Origin of the sequence: Kribbella lupini (assembly GCF_039529595.1) — a bacterium.
GTDB lineage: Bacteria > Actinomycetota > Actinomycetes > Propionibacteriales > Kribbellaceae > Kribbella > Kribbella lupini.
This window is the reverse complement of record NZ_BAAANC010000003.1, coordinates 1,291,793-1,309,872: the sequence shown is the minus strand read 5'-3', so window position 1 is coordinate 1,309,872 and position 18,080 is coordinate 1,291,793. Positions and strand designations below refer to the sequence as shown.

At 70.2% G+C, this 18,080-nt stretch carries 16 protein-coding genes; 10 read left to right on the top strand and 6 right to left on the bottom strand.

Annotated elements, in window-relative coordinates; all coding sequences use genetic code 11:
* The first annotated feature begins 71 nt into the window (after positions 1-71).
* A complete protein-coding gene (locus ABD235_RS32465) occupies positions 72-947 on the top strand; it encodes a Gfo/Idh/MocA family protein (RefSeq protein ID WP_344181146.1) in 876 nt (291 codons plus the stop codon).
* A 52-nt stretch (positions 948-999) separates the two neighbouring features.
* Here the strand turns inward: ABD235_RS32465 and ABD235_RS32460 are convergent, their stop codons facing one another.
* Entirely contained in the window at positions 1,000-3,261 is a 2,262-nt protein-coding gene (locus ABD235_RS32460; RefSeq protein WP_344181144.1) for an outer membrane protein assembly factor BamB family protein, read from the bottom strand.
* Between the two features lie 175 nt (positions 3,262-3,436).
* Here ABD235_RS32460 and ABD235_RS32455 point away from each other — a divergent pair, with 175 nt between their 5' ends.
* Positions 3,437-4,237 (top strand): IclR family transcriptional regulator, encoded by an 801-nt coding sequence (locus ABD235_RS32455; RefSeq protein ID WP_344181142.1) that lies wholly within the window; start codon positions 3,437-3,439, stop codon positions 4,235-4,237.
* Here ABD235_RS32455 and ABD235_RS32450 read toward each other — a convergent pair.
* From ABD235_RS32450 to ABD235_RS32435, 4 genes are read right to left on the bottom strand one after another with little or no spacing between them, the layout of a single operon-like run.
* Positions 4,173-4,805 carry a DUF624 domain-containing protein gene (locus ABD235_RS32450; RefSeq protein WP_344181141.1) on the bottom strand — a complete coding sequence of 211 codons (633 nt, stop codon included), beginning with the start codon at positions 4,803-4,805 and terminating at the stop codon, positions 4,173-4,175. The two genes, ABD235_RS32455 and ABD235_RS32450, sit on opposite strands and share 65 nt — an antisense overlap.
* Positions 4,805-5,536 (bottom strand): SDR family NAD(P)-dependent oxidoreductase, encoded by a 732-nt coding sequence (locus ABD235_RS32445; RefSeq protein WP_344181140.1) that lies wholly within the window; start codon positions 5,534-5,536, stop codon positions 4,805-4,807. The genes ABD235_RS32450 and ABD235_RS32445 overlap by 1 nt, the downstream gene beginning before the upstream one ends.
* Positions 5,533-6,663: a mandelate racemase/muconate lactonizing enzyme family protein gene (locus ABD235_RS32440; protein WP_344181138.1), complete on the bottom strand. Its 1,131-nt coding sequence runs from the start codon at positions 6,661-6,663 to the stop codon at positions 5,533-5,535. The genes ABD235_RS32445 and ABD235_RS32440 overlap by 4 nt, the downstream gene beginning before the upstream one ends.
* Positions 6,663-7,592, bottom strand: coding sequence for a dihydrodipicolinate synthase family protein (locus ABD235_RS32435; RefSeq protein WP_344181136.1), 930 nt, complete (start codon positions 7,590-7,592; stop codon positions 6,663-6,665). Before ABD235_RS32435 ends, ABD235_RS32440 begins: the two co-directional genes overlap by 1 nt.
* A gap of 127 nt (positions 7,593-7,719) precedes the next feature.
* On the opposite strand from ABD235_RS32435, the gene ABD235_RS32430 reads away from it, so the two are divergent.
* The 7 genes from ABD235_RS32430 to ABD235_RS32400 all read left to right on the top strand — a co-directional run bounded on the left by ABD235_RS32430 (position 7,720) and on the right by ABD235_RS32400 (position 16,432).
* Positions 7,720-8,538 carry an IclR family transcriptional regulator gene (locus ABD235_RS32430; protein ID WP_344181134.1) on the top strand — a complete coding sequence of 273 codons (819 nt, stop codon included), beginning with the start codon at positions 7,720-7,722 and terminating at the stop codon, positions 8,536-8,538.
* Entirely contained in the window at positions 8,535-9,983 is a 1,449-nt protein-coding gene (locus ABD235_RS32425; RefSeq protein WP_344181132.1) for an ABC transporter substrate-binding protein, read from the top strand. The genes ABD235_RS32430 and ABD235_RS32425 overlap by 4 nt, the downstream gene beginning before the upstream one ends.
* 3 nt (positions 9,984-9,986) lie before the next feature.
* On the top strand, positions 9,987-10,952 hold the full coding sequence (locus ABD235_RS32420; RefSeq protein ID WP_344181131.1) for a carbohydrate ABC transporter permease: 966 nt from the start codon (positions 9,987-9,989) through the stop codon (positions 10,950-10,952).
* Positions 10,949-11,776, top strand: a complete 828-nt coding sequence (locus ABD235_RS32415) for a carbohydrate ABC transporter permease (RefSeq protein ID WP_344181129.1) — start codon at positions 10,949-10,951, stop codon at positions 11,774-11,776. The genes ABD235_RS32420 and ABD235_RS32415 overlap by 4 nt, the downstream gene beginning before the upstream one ends.
* Positions 11,760-12,614, top strand: coding sequence for an SMP-30/gluconolactonase/LRE family protein (locus tag ABD235_RS32410; protein WP_344181127.1), 855 nt, complete (start codon positions 11,760-11,762; stop codon positions 12,612-12,614). The genes ABD235_RS32415 and ABD235_RS32410 overlap by 17 nt, the downstream gene beginning before the upstream one ends.
* Entirely contained in the window at positions 12,611-13,738 is a 1,128-nt protein-coding gene (locus ABD235_RS32405) for a mandelate racemase/muconate lactonizing enzyme family protein (RefSeq protein WP_344181125.1), read from the top strand. The genes ABD235_RS32410 and ABD235_RS32405 overlap by 4 nt, the downstream gene beginning before the upstream one ends.
* 90 nt (positions 13,739-13,828) lie before the next feature.
* Positions 13,829-16,432 (top strand): golvesin C-terminal-like domain-containing protein, encoded by a 2,604-nt coding sequence (locus ABD235_RS32400; protein ID WP_344181123.1) that lies wholly within the window; start codon positions 13,829-13,831, stop codon positions 16,430-16,432.
* Positions 16,433-16,444: 12 nt separating this feature from the next.
* Here ABD235_RS32400 and ABD235_RS32395 read toward each other — a convergent pair whose 3' ends face one another.
* Complete coding sequence (locus ABD235_RS32395) at positions 16,445-16,759, bottom strand: ArsR/SmtB family transcription factor (RefSeq protein ID WP_344181121.1); 315 nt, start codon at positions 16,757-16,759, stop codon at positions 16,445-16,447.
* Between the two features lie 85 nt (positions 16,760-16,844).
* Here ABD235_RS32395 and ABD235_RS32390 point away from each other — a divergent pair, with 85 nt between their 5' ends.
* Positions 16,845-18,035 (top strand): MFS transporter, encoded by a 1,191-nt coding sequence (locus ABD235_RS32390; protein ID WP_344181119.1) that lies wholly within the window; start codon positions 16,845-16,847, stop codon positions 18,033-18,035.
* Positions 18,036-18,080: the final 45 nt, after the last annotated feature.

Here is an 18,080-nt window from a genome sequence, read left to right as displayed (position 1 = left end):
TGGCCAAAGCGATATCGGCTCGTCACCAGACCGCTGCCCGATCCGGGCGGGTCTCGGAAAGGGAGAACAGCATGCGGTTCGGCCTGGTCGGTACCGGTCCGTGGGCCCGGCGGACGCACGGACCCGGTCTGCGGGCCACCGACGGGGTCGAGCTGGTGGGCGTCTGGGGACGCGACTCAGGCCGGGCGAACGCGTTGGCTGCAGAGCTCGAGACCACTGGATACGACGACTACGCTGAGTTACTCGAGGTCGTCGATGCGGTCGCCTTCGCCGTTCCGCCGCGGGTCCAGGCCACGATGGCGCTGGAGGCGGCGGCGGTCGGCAAGCACCTGCTGCTGGACAAGCCGGTCGCGGACTCGCTGGACGACGCCCGGGCGCTGGCCGACGAGGTGGCCGACGAAGGCATCGCGTCGGTGGTCTTCTTCACTGGCCGGTTCCAGCCCGAGCTGCGGTCGTTCTTCGCCGAGGTGCGCGAGCGCGGCGGCTGGAAGGGCGGCTGGGCCCGGATGCTGGCGTCGCTGGACGCGCCCGGCAACCCGTACAGCGAGTCCAAGTGGCGTCGCGAGCAGCGCGGAGCCCTCTGGGACGTCGGACCGCACGCCCTGTCCAACCTGAGCGCCATGCTCGGCCCGATCGAGTCGCTGCAGGCTGCCGGAGGCGAGGGCGACCTGGTCCACCTGGTGCTGACCCACGAGTCCGGCGCGACCAGTACGGCGAGCCTGTCGCTGTCCGCGCCGCCGGCCGGCAGCAACTTCGAGACCGGCATCTGGGGCGAGACCGGTACGGCGCTGCTGCCGCCGACGGAGACCTCCTCGGTGGACGCGTTCGCGATCGCCGCGTCGGAGCTGGTCGCTGCGGCGGAGTCCGGTGAGTCGCACCAGATCGATGTGGCCTTCGGCACCCGGGTGGTCGAGCTGCTCGCGTCCGCGGAGTCCCAGCTGCGTTAGCGCATCTGCGGAGTTCCGGCTGCGTCAGCCGTCCAGCGGCGGTCCGGCTGCGTCAGCGCAGGGCGATGATGCTGCTGTTGCCCGAGGTCAGCAGCAGGTTGCCCACGGCCCGAATGTCCCGGCTGCAGGAGATGCCCTCGGGCAGACGCGTCCGGCGCAAGCCGGTGCGCGTGATGCTGTTGGCGTAGCAGCCGTCGAAGCCGCGCGCCAGGGAGACCACCCGGGCGTCCTCGGTGACGGCCACCCGCGCCCGCGGGTTGACGGGTGCCGTGGTCTGCCAGGTGGTCCGGCCGCTGGCGGCATCGATCGCGGTGACGACGGTCTTGTTGTTCTGCCGTGTGTCAGGGCCCGGGCAGTCCACGACGACCAGCTGCTTGCCGGCGGGGCTGAGGAACGTCCGGCAGGACCAGTCGCGCGGTACCGGCCAGCGCCACTTGATCTCACCGGTCCGCGGCTCCACAGCGACCAGTGCGCCCGGCGCGTTCGCCTCCTCGCCCTGCTCGGCCACGATCACCAGTCCGGCGACCACGACCGACCGGCGGAACAGGTTGCTCGGCGACTTGCTCCACAGCTCCTTGCCGGTCTTCAGGTCCAGCCCGACGATGTCGTCCGGCTTGTCGTCGCAGCTGTGCCCGAGGAACGCGACCACGGTGTCGGCCGTGGCCGCCGCCTCGACCGACGTACAGCGGCCGGGCTCGTACGACCAGCGCTCGTTTCCGTCCGGGTCCACGCCGCGGAGCGTGTCCGAGCCTCGGCCGACTTCCTGCCGGGTGAGCAGGGGGTCGGCCTGGAGGATGGCGTGGTCCCTGGTCCGACCCGGCCAGGCCGCCTGGCGACGACCGGTCTCGGCGTCGAGCAGCAGGTAGCCGATGTCGGTGAACTCGGCCAGCACGTAGCGCCCGTCGCCGGTCGCCGCGATGTTCGGCTTCTCGTCCGAGTCCGACCGGCTGTACCGCCAGCGCAGCTCACCCGTCGCGGCGTCCAGCATCTCCACCGACCCGGTCTGCCGCGGCACAGCGATCCCGTACGGCGTACTGACGGCCTCCTCGGCTCCTGCGCCGGTTAGTGCCCGGCTGACCCACGCGACGTGGCCGTCGAGCACTGAGCGCGGTGCAGTGCCTGCTGGGGGCGCTGAGCCTTCGACGCGCTCGTTGGAGTCGAGCACGTAGTTCCTGGAGAGCGGCTGCACGATCAGCAGCAGGGTGAGAGCTATCACCCCGGGCACAGCCAGCCAGGCCAGCTGCTGGCCGACGTTCCGGGTCGGGGTGTAGCGGGCGGCTCTGGTCCGCAGGAGGGACGCGACCATCGACGCGGCGCCGGCCACGAGCAGCAGGATCAGTGCGGAGATCAGCAGGGGGACGCGGAGGCCAACACCCACGGCGGGGTTGGTGGTCGGGACCTGTGCCCACGCGACGAGCAGTCCGGTCGTGGCGACGGCAATCACTGTGCCGGAGATGAGCTTGGCGCGCTGGGTATTGCTGCGCGCGCTGCGGAAGAGGAGCGGGGCGGAGAAGAAGGAGAACACCGCCAGCCCGATCGGAGGCCAGCCGGACTCGACGTCCACCACCGGGACCTGCCAGGGAGCGCCGGCCGCGGCGATGGCCACCACGACGGCTGCGATCGCGCCGAAAGTGGCAGCGGCTGCCAGCGCGGCCTGCTGCCAGCCACGCCAGGGCGCGGGGAGTTCGCTGTCGAGGCCGACCAGCTCGGTCTCCAGGTTGACCCGGGCGATCGCGCCCATGCGCTGCCGAGCCAGCTGGGTCCGGTACAGGTGGCCGTCGAGCAGGGCGCGTACTTCGTCGTACCGGCGGGCCATGGCGATCGTGCGCTCGCCTGCGTCCCGGCGTACCTCGGCGGCGTGGGCGGCGTACCAGCTCGGGTCGGTGGCCAGGACGGAGTTCACGGCGTCGAGCAGGACATCGCCGTTCGCGTCGCGGCGGGGTGGTGCGTACGAGTCGGTCGGGGGAGTGGCCAGCTCACCGGTCAGGCGGACCAGCCGGGCCACCTCGGCGATCCGGATCGGAGCCACGCCGTACTGCGGGAGCAGCTGCTCGGCCAACCGGGCTGATGCTTCGGCGTCCTCACCGGGATCGCCGCCGGGCTCGTGCACCGCCCGGTGGAACCAGGCCGCCAGCCGGACGGAGGTGGGATCGGTGCTCAGCTGCAGCAGGGAGTCCAAAGACGACAGCACCACGTCGAGGTAGTGGTCGCGGTAGGCGCGGCGATTGCGTCCGACGTACCTGGCGATCAGCTCGTCGGCCAACGCCTCGGAGCCGGGGATCGGCTCGTTCCATCGCTCGCGCAGGACCACCACCGCCACAGTCTGCCAGTCGTCTGTCACAGCCGCGCACAGGTCCAGCGGCAGCTGTGCACAGGTCAGGCCACAGGTCCGGCCCCTGGCCCGGCGGCGGGGAGATGGAATGCGAGACCTGTGCCATCTACGATGCGGATGAGAGAACCAAACCCCAGCAGTCTGAGAGGTGACCCCTGTGGCACGTGCGATCGGCCGTGAGGCCGGGCCGGGAACGCAAAGTGTCGAGCGGGCGCTGTCGCTGTTGTCCGAGTTCACCGAGGCGCACCCGCAGCGACGGGTGTCGGAGCTGGTCGAGGCGACCGGGCTGGGTCAGTCCACGGTGTCCCGGCTGGTCGGTGCCCTGGTGGCGCTGGGCTTCCTGGCCTACGACCAGCGCAGTGGGCTGTACGGGATCGGCCCGAAAGTGATCACCCTGGCCGGCATCGGGCTGAACGAGATGCCCGTGCACCAGCAGTCCCGTCAGGTCGCGCAGAACCTGGCCGCGGATCTCGGTCTGGGCGCCAACGTCGCCGAACGGCGTGGTGCCGAGCTGTTCTACCTGTGCCACTTCGAAGGACGCGCTGCCGGACGGTCCTCCACGCTGGTCGGCCGGACCGGTCCGCTGCACTCGACCGCGATGGGCAAGGCGCTGATCAGTGAGCTGCCGAGGCCTGAGTGGGAGGAACTGCTCGGCGGCACTCTGGCGCGCTACACCCCGCACACCGTGACCGAGCCGGACGAGTTGGAGAAGATCCTGCGCCAGGTGCGCGAACGCGGGTACGCGCTGGAGTTGGAGGAGCTCGCCTTCGGCCGTGCGTGCCTGGCCGCGCCGATCCGGGACCGGACCGGCGCCATCGTGGCGGCGCTGTCGGTCTCCGGCCCGCTGTCGGCGATGGACCTGCCGACCCGCGAGGAGTCGCTGGCGATGCAGGTCATCGAGCAGGCGGACCAGATCTCGTCGGGTCTGGGCTATCACGCGTCAGCCGCCGTGAGCTGACCAGTACGGCGGCCAAGGCCGCCGTCGCCGGCCCGAACACCAGAGCAGCTGGTACGACGTACCACGCACCGACCGCTGCCACGACCAGCGCGGCGAAGACGGCCAGCGGCAGAGCCGGCCGGCGCCACGTCAGGTGGACCGTGAGCAGCCAGGACTCCGTCGTCCGCCGGGAACCCGCGTTGAGCAGGACCGGCGGAAGGAGCCAGAGTGTGACCAGGTACCCGACCAGGATGACTGAGAGCGGCACCGCCCAGACGGTCTGCCGCACGGCGACCAGGTAGAAGGCCAGCACCCACACAGTGGCCAGTGGGAGTCCGAGTGCCAGTTGTCCTCGGCCCAGCCACGAGCGCCAGCCGGACCAGAAGACTGTCCAGGGACGGGGCTCGACGTCTTCTCTGTAGCTGGTGAGGACGCGGTGAGCGGCAATGGTCGCAGGAGCGACTCCGGTCAGCACGAGACCCGCGGCGACACCCAGACACCACAGCACCGTGACCAGAGCCAGCCGGAGCGGCCAGTCGAGCCACCGGTACAGCGGGGCAGCGCGGCCGGTCAGCTCCACCTCGGGCATCAGTCCTCCCGCAGCCGGGCCTGAAGGTCCGCTCGTCCGACCACCGCAGGCGAGAGCACGGACAACCCGCCGTCGACGGGCAGGACGACCCCGGTGATGCCTGACGCCTTCGGCCCGGCCAGGAAGGCCACGGCGTCGGCGACCTCCCGGGCCTCGATGGTCCGGCCGATCGGATACCCCGCCGCAGCGTCGGGCAGTGCGGCACCACCGACCATGCCCGGCGCCACCGCGTTCACCCGGACGCCGCGGCCGCCGTACTCGACGGCGAGCTGCCGGACGAGTGCGTCGACGCCGCCCTTCGCTGCTGTGTACGCCGCGGCCCAGGGTGCACCGACCAGCGTGTTCACCGACGAGACGGCGACGATCGCGCCCGCCGTACTGTCCACCAGGTAGGGCAGTGCGGCGCGGACCGGGAAGAAGACGGTGTCCAGTGTGTTGACCAGTGCACCGGTCCACTGCTCGTCGCTGGTCCGGTGCGCCGGTACCAAAGGCATCTGCCCGGCCGCGGTGACCAGCACGTCCAGACCGCCGAACTCCTCCGCCACCTGGTCGACCACGGCGGCCGCTACCGCCGGACGGGAGCAGTCAGCCGCAATGTGCAGCTCGAGTTCCTTGACGGGTTGGTCCTCCAGCGAGGCTCCCGCGACCCGGCAACCGTCCGCCACCAGCGCCGCCACGATCGCCGCACCGATCGGTGTGGTGGCGCCGATCACCAGGGCGCGGCGGGTCATCGGACGCTCGCCGCGCGGACGGCGTCCTCGTCGACCTCGATCCCCAGCCCCGGCCCGGCCGGTACGGCGAACCCGCGCGGGCCGGCCCCGATCGGTGTCACCAGGACGTCGTTCACCGGGCCGAACAGCGTCGGGTGGAACTCGTACGCGAGCAGGTTGCCGACCACCGCCGACGCGTGGATGCTCGCGGCCATCACCACCCCGAGCCCTGACGAGTGATGCGGTGCCAGCGGCGTGAACCACGTGTCGGCAACGGCCGCCAGATCGACCAGCTCGGTGATCCCGGTCCGGCCCACGTCGGGCTGCAGGATGGAGGCGGCCTTGCCCTCCAGCCACGGCCGGAACTCCTGCCGGTGCCGCATGCTCTCGCCGATCGCGACCGGGGTGTCGATCCGCCGAGCGATCTCCGCATGTCCGGCCACGTCCTCGAACCCGACCGGCGCCTCCAGGAACCAGCCGCCGAGCTCGTCGAGCCCACGGCCGAGCCGGACCGACTGCGCCACGTCGTACACGCCGTGGAGGTCGACGGCGATCTGCAGGTCGTCATGGACAGCGCGCAGAGCCTCGACGGTCGCCAGGTCCTCGCGGACCCCGTGGCCCAGTCCGATCTTCACCTGCCGCACACCTTGCGCCACCCAGTCCTGCGCGTGCGCGACCCGCTCGCTGTCCGTCGCTCCTTGCAGCCCCGACACGTACGTCGGTACGACGTCCCGCTGCGCACCACCGAGCAGCTGATGCACCGGTACGCCGGCGATCCGCCCGGCCAGGTCCCACAGAGCCACGTCGATCGCGGCGACCGCATCGCCCTGATGCCCGCCCAGGTGCCCTCGCTCCCGCATCAGCGCGCGCAGCGAGGTCACCAGCGGCCTGACCCGGGTCGGGTCGGCACCGAGCAGCGCGGGCGTCAGCAGGAGCTCAATGATCTTGGCCGGGACCTCCGGGGCTACCGGGGCCAGCGCTTCGCCCCAGCCGACCGAACCGTCGTCGGCGGTCAGCTTCACCAGCAGGGCCTCGCGGGACGACGCGTAGACACTTGGCCACGGCGGCTTGGTGCTGTAGTGCCGCGGGGGAGCGTCCGGCCCGGCCAGTACGAGCGGGAAGACCTCTACATCGGTGATCTTCTGCATCAGCGGATCCCAGTCAGCGGAGCGGTCGAGGTGGTCACGGCAGGCAGGTCCAGCCGGTCGAGTATCGCAGTGAGACCGGCCCGGGTCCGGTCGTCCAGGTCACGGGCCGGAACGCGCACAGCGGTGTGGTCGATCAGCCCGCGACGGACCAGCACCTCCTTGTGGACGGCCCAGGCGATCCCGGACTGCAGGCCGAACACCAGCAACGGCAGCAGCGGCTCGAACAGCGCCCGCGCTTCGTCGTACCGGCCGGTCAGCCAGGCCGTGAAGACCGGTGCCAGCAGATCGGGGATCTCACAGGCAGGCATCGAGCCGACAGCACCGGCCGCCAACTCGTCGAGCAGGAACTGCGCGTTCTGCCCACCCAGTACGACGAAGCCCGGCTCGTCGATCCGGTCCACCACTGCCGCCACCTTCGGAGCGGTCGGAGGCGCTTCGACCTTCACCGACGTCACTCCGGCCAGCCGGCCGAGCTCGGCGATCAGCTGCGGGGACATGGCCACACCGGTCGCGCCCGGAGCGTCCTGCACCATCAGCTCGACGCCGACCGCGGCCACAGTCGCGTAGAACTCGGGCAGCTGCGCCGGACTCGGCACGACCATGAACGGCGGCAGCACCATGACGGCGTTCGCTCCGCCGACCGCAGCGGCCTCGGCCTGCTCGACGGCGGTCACCGTCGAGGTCGCCGCGACCCCGACGACCAGCGGGACCGCTCCGCCGACCACAGCGGCGACCTCCCGGGTGATGGTCCGGCGTTCCTCGGCGGTCAGGGCGAAGGCCTCGCTGGCCATCCCGAGCACGGCGACGCCGTCGACTCCGGAGGCGAGCTGGAACTCGGTCAGCCGGCGCAGGCTCGGCAGATCGAGGCTGCCGTCGGGCAGGAAGGGCGTGGCCAGGATCGGCACCAGGCCTCGGACGGTGGGCGGCACGACGGGCTCCTCACTGTTCAGCATTCGGCATCCGGCAGGCGCTTGACGAGATCCATCATGTGCGTAAGGCTGCCACATAGTGGATGACAACGTCCATCATTCAGGAGTGAAACCTCAGGAGTGCACAGTGGTCACCGAAGCCGGGACGAACCAGAGCGTCGAGCGCGCCGTGGCCGTCCTGCGGGCGTTCGGCGGCAGCAGTGCCGGCACTCTGCGGGTCACGGAGGTCGCGCACCTCACCGGCCTGCGCCAGTCCACCGCCTCGCGACTGCTCAGCACCCTGGAGCAGGCCGCGTTCGTCGAACGCGACGCCGACGGCCAGTACCGGCTCGGCGCCGACCTGATCACCTTGGCCGGCGTGGCGGTGAACGGTCATCCCGTGCACCACGCCGCCCGGCAGCCGGCCCAGTCGCTCGCCGCGGCGACCGGACTGGGCGCCAACGTCGCCGTACGACGGGGGCGTGAGGCCTTCTACCTGTGCAACTTCGAGGGGCGGCTCGCGCCGAGGGCGTTCGCACTCACCGGCCGGCGCAACCCGCTGCACGCCACCGCGCTCGGCAAGTGCCTGCTGCTCGACGTCGACGGACGCCGGGAGCTGCTCGGGGAGCTGGAGCGCTACACGCCCCGCACCATCACCGACCACGCCGTACTCGACACCGTGCTCGGCCAGGTCGCCTGGCAGGGCTACTCGACCGAGACCGAGGAGCTGTCGCTCAGCCGGTCCTGCCTGGCAGCACCCCTGCGTGACCGCTCCGGCCGAGTGGTCGCCGCACTGTCGCTGTCCGGCCCGTCCAGCGTCGTCGACCTCGCCACCCGGGAGCAGGAGCTGTCCCGGCTCGTGGTGGAGACCGCCGACGCCATCAACTCGCAGCTGGGGCACCACGGCCCAGCCGATCACCAGATCTCCGCGCCGATCCGGCGCCTCGACCAACGGAGCCGATCATGAAGATCCGCCCAGCTCTCACCGTGCTGACTTGCGCGGTGGCGCTCGCCCTGTCGGGCTGCAACCTCGTCGGCGGCAGTCCGGACCCGGAGGGCAGCGCCGGCCAGGTCACCGTCACCGTTGCGCTGGTTCCGGACCCGCCGGGCGCCAGTGAGTTCTACCGGCAGCAGTTCGACGCGTTCGAGAAGGCCAACCCCGGGATCGCCGTCAAGGTGCTGGAGAACCCGTCCGACCAGCAGCTGAACGCGGTCGAGCTGATGTTCCAGCAGGGCAACGCGCCGGACCTGTTCCGGGCCCAGGACGACGGCATGGACCGGATGGCCGCCCGCGGGTGGGTAGCGCCGCTCGACGAGTTCGTCACGCCTGACTTCCTGGCCCGCTTCCCGAAGGGCAGCATGGACCCGGCCACGTCCGGGCTGCACCGCGACGGCAAGCTGATGAGTCTGCCGCTGGTCTGGGGTCCGTGGTCGACGCTGCGGGTGTTCCTCTACAACGAGGACCTGCTGAAGAAGTCCGGCTTCACCGCTCCGCCGAAGACCTGGTCCGAGCTCGAGCGGATGGCCACCAAGATCACCGCGGACGGCCAGGGCAAGAGCTTCGGCTACGCACCGACCGCGGCCAAGGCGGTCGCCGTCGAGATGCTCGCCGACACCGCCGTCCCGTACTCCGTACCGGCCAGCGGCATCGACCTGCGCACCGGTAAGCCCGCCACGGCGAGCCCGGGCCTGGTCGAGGCCGTCGAGCTGCACCGGCGGATGCAGGCCGCGAAGGTGATGATGCCGGGCTGGGAGAGCTGGGACGGCAGCCGCGCGTTCAAGGAGTTCGCGGCCGGCCGGCTGGCGATGTACCCGACGCCGCCGTGGCATGTCGCCGAGGTTCGCAAGCTCGCACCCGAGATCAAGATGGGCATCACCGGTCTTCCGGTGCCGGACGCCGGCCGTGGCGCGTACCTGCCGCTGAGCAAGTCGTTCAGCCCGCTGTGGTCGATGTCGGCGCAGTCCAAGCACAAGGCGGAGAGCTGGAAGGTCCTGGACTTCCTCTCGTCGGACGCCTTCCACAGCGCGTACTACCAGAAGTTCGGGACGCTGACCGCGCTCGAGGGTGCCTGGAAGGCCGACGCGGAGAAGAACCCGGACCAGGCCGCGATCCTGAAGGTCGCCCAGGAGACCATGCGCCGCGCGCCGAACCCGGGGTTGGCCAGTGCCGGCGGCAAGGCGATCACCGACGCCCTGGCGGCCAAGCCCGACCTGAAGTCCACCGACGCGGCGTTCAGCTCGATCATCAAGAACCAGCCGTTCGCGCCGGCGGCCGCCAAGCTGGATCAGCAGCTGCAGACCTTCCTGGACCAGACCACGGCCGACCTGAAGGCCAAGGGCAAGACCGGCTCGGCCAAGGACCTGACCTTCGCGGGCTGGGACCCGCTGAAGGACTTCACCCCGGGAGGCTGACCGATGACCACGACGGTCGAGCGCCGGGCGGTGCGGGCACCGGACCATCCGCGCCCGGTACGACGGCCGGGCCGGTTCCGCCGGCATCTGTGGAGCTACGTGTTCCTGATCCCGCTGGTGCTGCTGTTCGGTGGGTTCACGATCTGGCCGATGATCGCCAGCTGGTGGTACTCGTTCTTCGACTGGGACGGCGTCGGTTCGCCGACCGAGTGGGTCGGGCTGGCGAACTTCCGTGAGGTGCTGCAGTCGGAAGCCTTCTGGCGGGCGTTCTGGCACTCCTTCGCGTTCTCGCTGGCCGCGATCTTCGTCGAGATGCCACTCGCCCTGGTGCTGGCGATCCTGCTGAACAGCAGCTGGCTGCGGTTCCGCAACCTGTACCGGCTGGTGCTGTTCCTGCCGGTGGTCGCGACCACCGCGGTGATCGGCATCGTGATCGCGATCCTGCTCGACCCGGCCGGCGGTCTGGTGAACCGGATCCTGCTCGACACCGGCCTGGTCGACCAACCGGTGAACTTCCTCGGCAGTACGTCGACCGCGCTGCCGACGCTGCTGTCGATCGATGTGTGGAAGGGATTCGGGATCACGCTGATCTACTGGCTGGCCGCGTTGCAGACCGTCCCGAAGGACCTGCAGGAGGCGGCCGCGATCGACGGCGCCGGCTTCTGGCGGTCGCTGCGGTTCGTCACGCTGCCGGTGGTCACGCCGATCGCGATCGTGATCCTGCTGCTCGTCTTCCAGCGCAGCCTGAACACGTTCGACCTGGTCCGCGCGGTGACCGAGGGCGGACCGGACTACGCGACGGACGTCGTACCGACCTACATCTACCGGTACGCGTTCGATCCGTCGCTGCAGGCTCCGCGGTACGGGTTCGCGTCGGCGGCCGGTGTGGTGTTCGGCCTGCTGACCCTGGTCATTACGTTGCTCCAGGCACCTTTCCTGGGGCGCCGGCCGAGCGGGGGCAAGGCATGAACAGGCTGGTCCGGCGCAACGTCTGGCACCTGCTGCTGATCCCGTTGTGCCTGATCTGGGTCTACCCGTTCGTCTGGATGATCTCCGCGGCCTTCAAGACGCCGCGCGAGATGCTGATCGGCGGGCTGTCGCTGCTGCCCGACGACGCGACGCTGGACAACTTCACGCGGGCCTGGACGACGGCGAAGTTCAGCACGTACACGGCGAACACGATCACATTCTCGATCGCCGTCGTCGTCCTGGTCCTGCTGGTCGCCTCGGCCGCGGGGTACGCGTTGTCGCGGCCCGGGCTGCCGGGGCGCAAGGTGCTGGTCGGCATCCTGATCGCGACGATGTTCATCCCGCACGGCTACACGATCATCCCGACCTTCGTGGTGGTGAACGGGCTCGGCCTGGGCAACGGGCTGCTGGGGGCGGCGCTCGCACAGGCCGGTCCGGCACTCGTCGTACCGGTGCTGCTGTTCATGGGCTTCTTCAGTGGCATCCCCAAGGAGCTGGAGGAGGCGGCGCGGATGGACGGCGCCGGCTACCTGCGGACGTACTGGCGGGTGATGCTGCCGCTGGCCAAACCGGTGCTCGGCACGGTCGCGCTGATGAACTTCATCGGGGCCTGGAACGCGTTCTTCATCCCGCTGGTCTTCACGCTCGGCAATCCGGACCTGCGCACGCTCGGCGTCGGCATGTACGGGTTCTACGGGCAGGACACCACGGACTGGACCGGACTGGCGGCCGCGGCCTGCATCAGTGTGATCCCGATCGTGGTGGTGTTCCTGTTCCTGCAGAAGACGTTCGTCGAGGGGATCGCGGGTGCGGTCAAGAGCTGACCAGATCTCCACAACCTCTTACGTACAAGGCGAATCGCCCCGGCTGGACCTGCGGACCGGTGAGCTGGTCTGGGTGGACATCCAGGCGGGACGGGTGCACTGCGGTCGGCTGGACGGAGGGGTGCTGACCGCTACCCGTGCCTACGACATCGGTGGCCCGGTCGGCGTCGCTGTGCCGTGTGCTGAGCCAGGAACGGGCTGGGCGCTCGCGGTGAAGGACGGGTTCGCCCGGCTGGCGGAGGACGGCACGGTGACGCGGCTGGTGACCGGGCTGACCAGCGGGCAGGACCAGATGAACGACGGCGCCTGCCATCCGGACGGGAGCTTCTGGGCCGGCTCACAGGCCATTCCGCGAGCACCTCGTGCCGGGCTGTTCCGGCTGGACCCTGACGGGTCCGTACGACGGGTGCTGGCCGGGCTGACGGTGGCCAACGGTATCGACTTCACACCGGACGGCCGGACGATGTTCTTCGTCGACACGCTGCCGCACCGGCGGCTCGAAGCGATCGACGTGTCGTCGGGGGCACGGCGCACCGTCGTACAGGTGGACGGTGGCAATCCGGACGGGCTGGCGCTGGACGACGAGGGCTGTGTGTGGGTGGCGGTGTGGGATGCGAGCCAGGTCCGCCGGTACGCGCCGACCGGCGAGCTCCTGGCAACGGTGGAGCTGCCCGTACCGCGGCCCACAGCGGTCTGCTTCCAGGGCAGCACTCTGGTGATCACCACGGCTTCGCTGGGCCTGACCGATCCGCCTGCGGGCAGTGGCCACCTGTTCGCGGTCGACGTGGGGGTGACCGGTCCACCGGCTCGCGGCTGGTGTGATGGGGTGAAGGGATGAAGATCGAGCAGCTCGACCTGGTGTCCCTGCCCGCCGCGGACGACTGGCCGCTCCTGACCGCGGTGGTCCGCACCGACGACGGCCTGACCGGTATCGGCGAGGTCGGCATGCGCGGCCGCGAGCGTGCCGCTGCCGGGCTGGTCGAGGACCTCCGGCAGCTGCTGGTCGGGGTCGACGCGACCCGGATCGAGCACATCTGGCAGCTCGGGTTCCGTTCGGTGTTCTTCCCGTCCGACCGGCATCACGCGTCCGTGCTGGCCGGTATCGACATCGCGCTGTGGGACCTGCGGGGCCAGTCGCTCGGCGTACCGGTGCACGCGTTGCTGGGCGGCCGGTCGCGGGACTACGTACCGGCGTACGCGCATGTCCGCGGCGGCAGCATGGACGACGTGCTCAACCACGCGAGCGAGCTGGCCGAGCAGGGCTGGCGGCACCTGCGGCTGACCGCGTGGGACCCGAACGAGCCCGAGTACGACGCCCGGCGCGCGGTCCGGTGGACCGTCGAGCTGATGCAGGAGCTGCGGGCCGGCCTGGGCGACGACATCGAGCTGCTGGTCGACGCGCACACCCGGCTGGACCTGGCCGAGGCCGTGCAGCTGTGCCGGGAGCTGGAGCCGGTCCGGCCGTTCTTCGTCGAGGACCCGCTGCGCAGCGAGCACCTGTCGGCGTACCGGTCACTGCGCGGACGGACCGGCGTACCGATCGCGGCGGGGGAGCAGCTGTGCACGAAGTGGGAGTTCCGTGAGCTGGTCGAGGAGGAGCTGATCGACCACGCGCGGATCGACCTCGGGCACACCGGGATCACCGAGGGCCGCAAGATCGCGGCGCTCTGCGAGACGCACCACGTCCAGCTGGCGCTGCACAACTCGATCGGAGCGCTCTGTACGGCGGCCTCGACGCATTTCAACACGGCGCTCCCGAACGTCAGCGTGCAGGAGCAGGCCCAACGGGCGACGGCTCCGCTCGGCGCCTTCACCTCGACGATCGTGGCCGAGCCGGGACGCCTGACGGCCTCGGACGCGCCGGGGCTCGGGATCACCGCCGACCTGTCCCGCGCGACCGCTCCGGAGACCACGACGATCCCGCAGCTGCACCGGCGGGACGGCTCGGTCACCAACTGGTGATGCATATTGCGGATCGATGATCCGTACTATGGACTTCAATCCCAACGCGTTCTAGGGTCGAGCCACCGCCCGAACCGTTGGGAGATCCCGATGAGCCTTCGTCGTCCTGCCCGTCTACTGGCCGCTCTGGCCCTGGTGTCCGGCTGTCTGGTGACTGCCGTGACCGCTGGGCCGGCCGCCGCCGACCCGCCACCGGGGCCCGACCACGTGCCCGCCGGCTACCAGTTGAGCTGGTCCGACGAGTTCGCCGGGTCGGCCCTGAACGACGCCGACTGGTACCGCCGCGACGGCGCCAAGGCGATCTGTGCGAACAAGCCGGCGAACGTCAGCGTCGGTTCCGGCACGATGCACATCGCTCTGCGCAAGGAGAGCCTGGCCGGCAAGGACTACACCTGCGGCGGCATCATCTCGAAGAAGACCTTCGGCTACGGGTACTACGAGACCCGCGCTCAGCTGTGGGGTGAGAAGGGCTGGCACTCGGCCTTCTGGCAGATGGGGCTGTCCGACTACGTGCCGGACACCCCGGCGTACAAAGGGCCGAACAACCGGTTCAACGAGATCGACGGGTTCGAGATCGACTCGCACGCGCCGGGCAGCATCCAGCACCACACGCACTGGACCGTGCCGCAGCACATCGGGAACCCGGGTGGCGTGTACGCCGGGCCGGACTCCGCCGACGGCTACCACACCTACGGCTACGAATGGTTGCCATCGGCAATCAAGTTCTACGTCGACGGTCTGCTGGTCCGCACGCTGGCCTACCCCGGTCCGCACGCGCTGCAGAACGTCTGGCTCACCACGCTCGGCTTCACCGAGCCGGTGGCCGAGGCGAACCTGCCGGGCGAGACGACCTGGGACTACTTCCGCTACTACAAGCCGATCAGCGTGCCGGACGACGTCGCGACGGGCACTGTGCTGGTGGACAACGGCGACGCGGGCTACGCCGAGACCGGTACCTGGTCGGCGGCCAACGACGCCTATGGCTACCAGGACAAGCTGACCCGGCGCGCCGCGCCGACCGGAGCGACAGCCAGCTGGACCCCGACGCTGCCGAGCGCTCAGACCTACCAGGTGTACGCCTGGAACCCGGACTTCATTCGCACCGGCAGTACGGCGGCCCGGTACGCCGTCACGCACAACGGCGGCACCAGCAACGTCGTGGTGAACCAGCAGACCGCCGGGCAGCAGTGGATCGACCTGGGCTCCTACGCGATGACGCCGGGCCTGGGGCAGAAGGTCCAGCTCGTCAACAACGCCGGAGCTGTCGGCACCCTGCGCGCTGACGCGGTGAAGTTCGTCCCGACGGTCCAGATCGACAACGGCGGCGCCGGCTACACCGAGACCGGGACCTGGGCGAGCACGACCACGGTGAAGGGCTGGAGCGGTAGTGACACTCGCTACTCGTCCACCTCGAGCAGCACGGCTCGCTGGACACCGCAGCTGCCCGCGGCCGGACGGTACGACGTGTACGCGTGGGTGCCGGGCAATTCGCTCAACGCCGCCGAGGCTCGCTACACGGTCAACAGCAGCAGCGGGTTGAGCACACCGGTGGATCCGCCCGAGTCGGTCGGTGTCGACCGGTGGGTGCGGCTGGGCAACTACCAGTTCGCCGCGGGTGCTGCGGGTTGGGTGGAGCTCGGCAAGGACGTCGGAGACGAGGGTTACCTGCGGGCGGATGCGGTGAAGTTCGTTCCCGTGCCTGCTCCGGACGCGGTGGCTCCGGCGACTCCGGCCAACGTGACGGAGTCTGTCCAGACCACGCCGGCCACGGGTGACGCCGTACTGAACCTGCAGTGGACTCCGGTGAGCGGCACGGACGTGGTCGGCCACAACGTCTACCTGGACGGGCGGCTGCAGACCGCCAACCCGGTACGGCGTGGGTCGTACGAGCTGCACGAGCTCGTGGCCGGGCAGACCTATCAGCTGTCGGTCAGTGCGGTTGACCGGTCGGGCAACGAGTCGCCTGCCTCCGCGCCGGTCGCTGTCGACGTACCTGCTGATCAGCAGGCGCCCAGTACACCCGCCGGACTGGTGGGGGAGGCTGCCAACGGTCAGGCCGTTCTCTACTGGACCCAGAACCCCGAGGTCGACCTGCTCGGCTACAACATCTACGCGGACGGGCAGCTGGTGAACACCGACGAACCGGTCGGCAACATCGGCAACCCCGGTCTGGTGGCCCAGGGCATCCCGGTGCCGGATCTGGCCAACAACGTCGCGCACAGCCTGCAGGTACGGGCCGTCGACCTGTCGGGCAACGAGTCGGCGCCGGCCACGGTGTCGGTGACGCCGCTGCCGATGGCGATCGTGGGTGTCGACGACACCACTGCCTACGCCGAGACAGGGGTCTGGGCGCCGTCCAGCGTCCCGGGCTGGCTCACCTCGCCAACCAGGGCCTCGAACGGTGTCGGCCGGACTGCGGACTGGCGGCCGGACCTGCCCAGTGCCGGCCAGTACGACGTGTACGCGTGGGTGCCGAACCACAGCAACAGCACCGCGGCCGCCCACTACGTCGTCACCCACGCCACTGGGACGGCTTCCAAGGACATCGATCAGCGCAGCGGTGGCATGCAGTGGATGCTGCTCGGCCGCTTCCCGTTCGCCGCCGGCACGGCCGGGCACGTCACGGTGTCCAACCCGTCAGGCAGCGGCTACCTGCGGACCAGCTTCACCAAGTTCGTTCCTGTGACGCCCTGACGCTCTGGCGGACTACTGCTTCGCGGCCAGGACGCCGTCGAGCAGGCCGGGGTAGAGCGCGTCGAGGTCGTCGCGCCGCAGCTTGCTGATCCGTCGGGTGCCTTCGGTGCGGGTGGTGAGGACGCCGGACTCGCGCAGCGTGCGCAGGTGGTGAGCGCGGGTCGACGCGGTCACCGGCAGCTCCAGCTCTCCGCAGGCGATGCCTTCGGGGGCGCCGGCCAGCGCGCGGACGATGGTCAGCCGGACCGGCTCGCCCAGCGCCTGCAGCACGGCGTCCACGCGGATCTCGCCGCGGTCCGGCTGCGGCAGTTGCTTCGAGGTGCTCACGCGTCCATAGTACGACGCCTGTCGAACTTCGATGAATATCGTAGTACGATCAACATCGAATCATTCGACTTGGAGGGGTTTGCTGATGTCCGCACGCATCTACCTGCTGGCCGGCGGGGCCTTCGCCGTCGGGACCAGCGCGTACGTCGTGTCCGGGGTGCTGCCGTCGGTCAGTTCCGAGCTGCACGTCTCGCTGACCGCCGCGGGTCAGCTCGCGACCGCCTTCGCGCTCTCGTACGCCGTCGGTGCGCCGCTGCTGTCCACGCTGACCGGCCGGTGGGAGCGGCGGACGCTGCTGATCGCCGCGCTGCTCCTGGCCGCGCTGGGGAATGTCATCGCGGCTGTGGCGACGACGTACCCGCTGCTGATCGTCGGGCGGGTGGTGGCGGCGTTCGGTGCCGCGGCGTACACGCCGGCGGCCACGCTGTTCGCGACTGGGTTCCTGCCGCCGAGTGAACGCGGTAGGGCGGTCGCGGTGGTGTTCGGTGGGCTGACATTCGCGCTGGTGCTCGGCGTACCGGCGGGGAGTCTGCTCGGCGAGCCGCTGGGGTATCGCGGGGTGTTCGCGCTGATCGCGGTGGTTGCCGCGTTGTTCGCTGTGGCCGTACGGCTGGCGTTGCCGCGGGTGGATGCGCCGCCTGCGGTCAGCCTCCGCGAGCGGTTCGCTGGTGTGGCGGACCGGCGGGTGCAGACCGTGCTGGTGATGACGGTACTCGGTGTGCTGGGGACGATGAGCGTCTACATCTACGTGGTGCCGCTGCTCGACAAGACCGCCCACCTGCATGGCGGAGTGGTCGGGGTGCTGCTGCTGGTCTACGGGCTGGGCGCCGTACTGGGGAACTGGCTCGGTGGGCGGGCGACTGACCGGTTCGGGAGCCTGCGGACTCTGACGGTGACGATGGTCGGGTTCGTGGTGGTGATCGGGTCGCTGTCGCTGACCGCGGTGAACGTCGGCGGGGCTGCGGTCGCGCTCTTCGTGTGGAGCGTGTTCACCTGGGCGTTCAACCCGCCGATCCAGAACCTGCTGCTGGAGATGGCGTCCGGTGGCGGACTGCTGCTGGCGCTGAACGCGTCGGCGATCTACCTGGGCGCCGGCCTCTCGGCGATCATCGGCGGAGTGGTGATCAACCTGGTCGGCGTGGAGTTCCTGCCGCCGATCGCCGCCGTACTGGGGTTGATCGTGCTTGGGCTGGTGCTGCAGTTGCGGCGGAACCCGCAACTGCAGGAAGTGGAGCACCTGGAGTCCGACGAGATCGTGGGGGCTTTGGCGGACTGATCCCTTGACACCCGCTTGGCTCTGACGCAACCATTCATCGAACCC

Bases quoted from the DNA above. Each gene is read 5' to 3' on its own strand.
- ABD235_RS32440 (WP_344181138.1), bottom strand. From the start codon at position 6,663: ATGCAGAAGATCACCGATGTAGAGGTCTTCCCGCTCGTACTGGCCGGG.
- ABD235_RS32415 (WP_344181129.1), top strand. From the start codon at position 10,949: ATGAACAGGCTGGTCCGGCGCAACGTCTGGCACCTGCTGCTGATCCCG.
- ABD235_RS32405 (WP_344181125.1), top strand. From the start codon at position 12,611: ATGAAGATCGAGCAGCTCGACCTGGTGTCCCTGCCCGCCGCGGACGAC.
- ABD235_RS32390 (WP_344181119.1), top strand. From the start codon at position 16,845: ATGTCCGCACGCATCTACCTGCTGGCCGGCGGGGCCTTCGCCGTCGGG.
- ABD235_RS32450 (WP_344181141.1), bottom strand. From the start codon at position 4,805: ATGCCCGAGGTGGAGCTGACCGGCCGCGCTGCCCCGCTGTACCGGTGG.
- ABD235_RS32425 (WP_344181132.1), top strand. From the start codon at position 8,535: ATGAAGATCCGCCCAGCTCTCACCGTGCTGACTTGCGCGGTGGCGCTC.
- ABD235_RS32400 (WP_344181123.1), top strand. From the start codon at position 13,829: ATGAGCCTTCGTCGTCCTGCCCGTCTACTGGCCGCTCTGGCCCTGGTG.
- ABD235_RS32465 (WP_344181146.1), top strand. From the start codon at position 72: ATGCGGTTCGGCCTGGTCGGTACCGGTCCGTGGGCCCGGCGGACGCAC.
- ABD235_RS32445 (WP_344181140.1), bottom strand. From the start codon at position 5,536: ATGACCCGCCGCGCCCTGGTGATCGGCGCCACCACACCGATCGGTGCG.
- ABD235_RS32420 (WP_344181131.1), top strand. From the start codon at position 9,987: ATGACCACGACGGTCGAGCGCCGGGCGGTGCGGGCACCGGACCATCCG.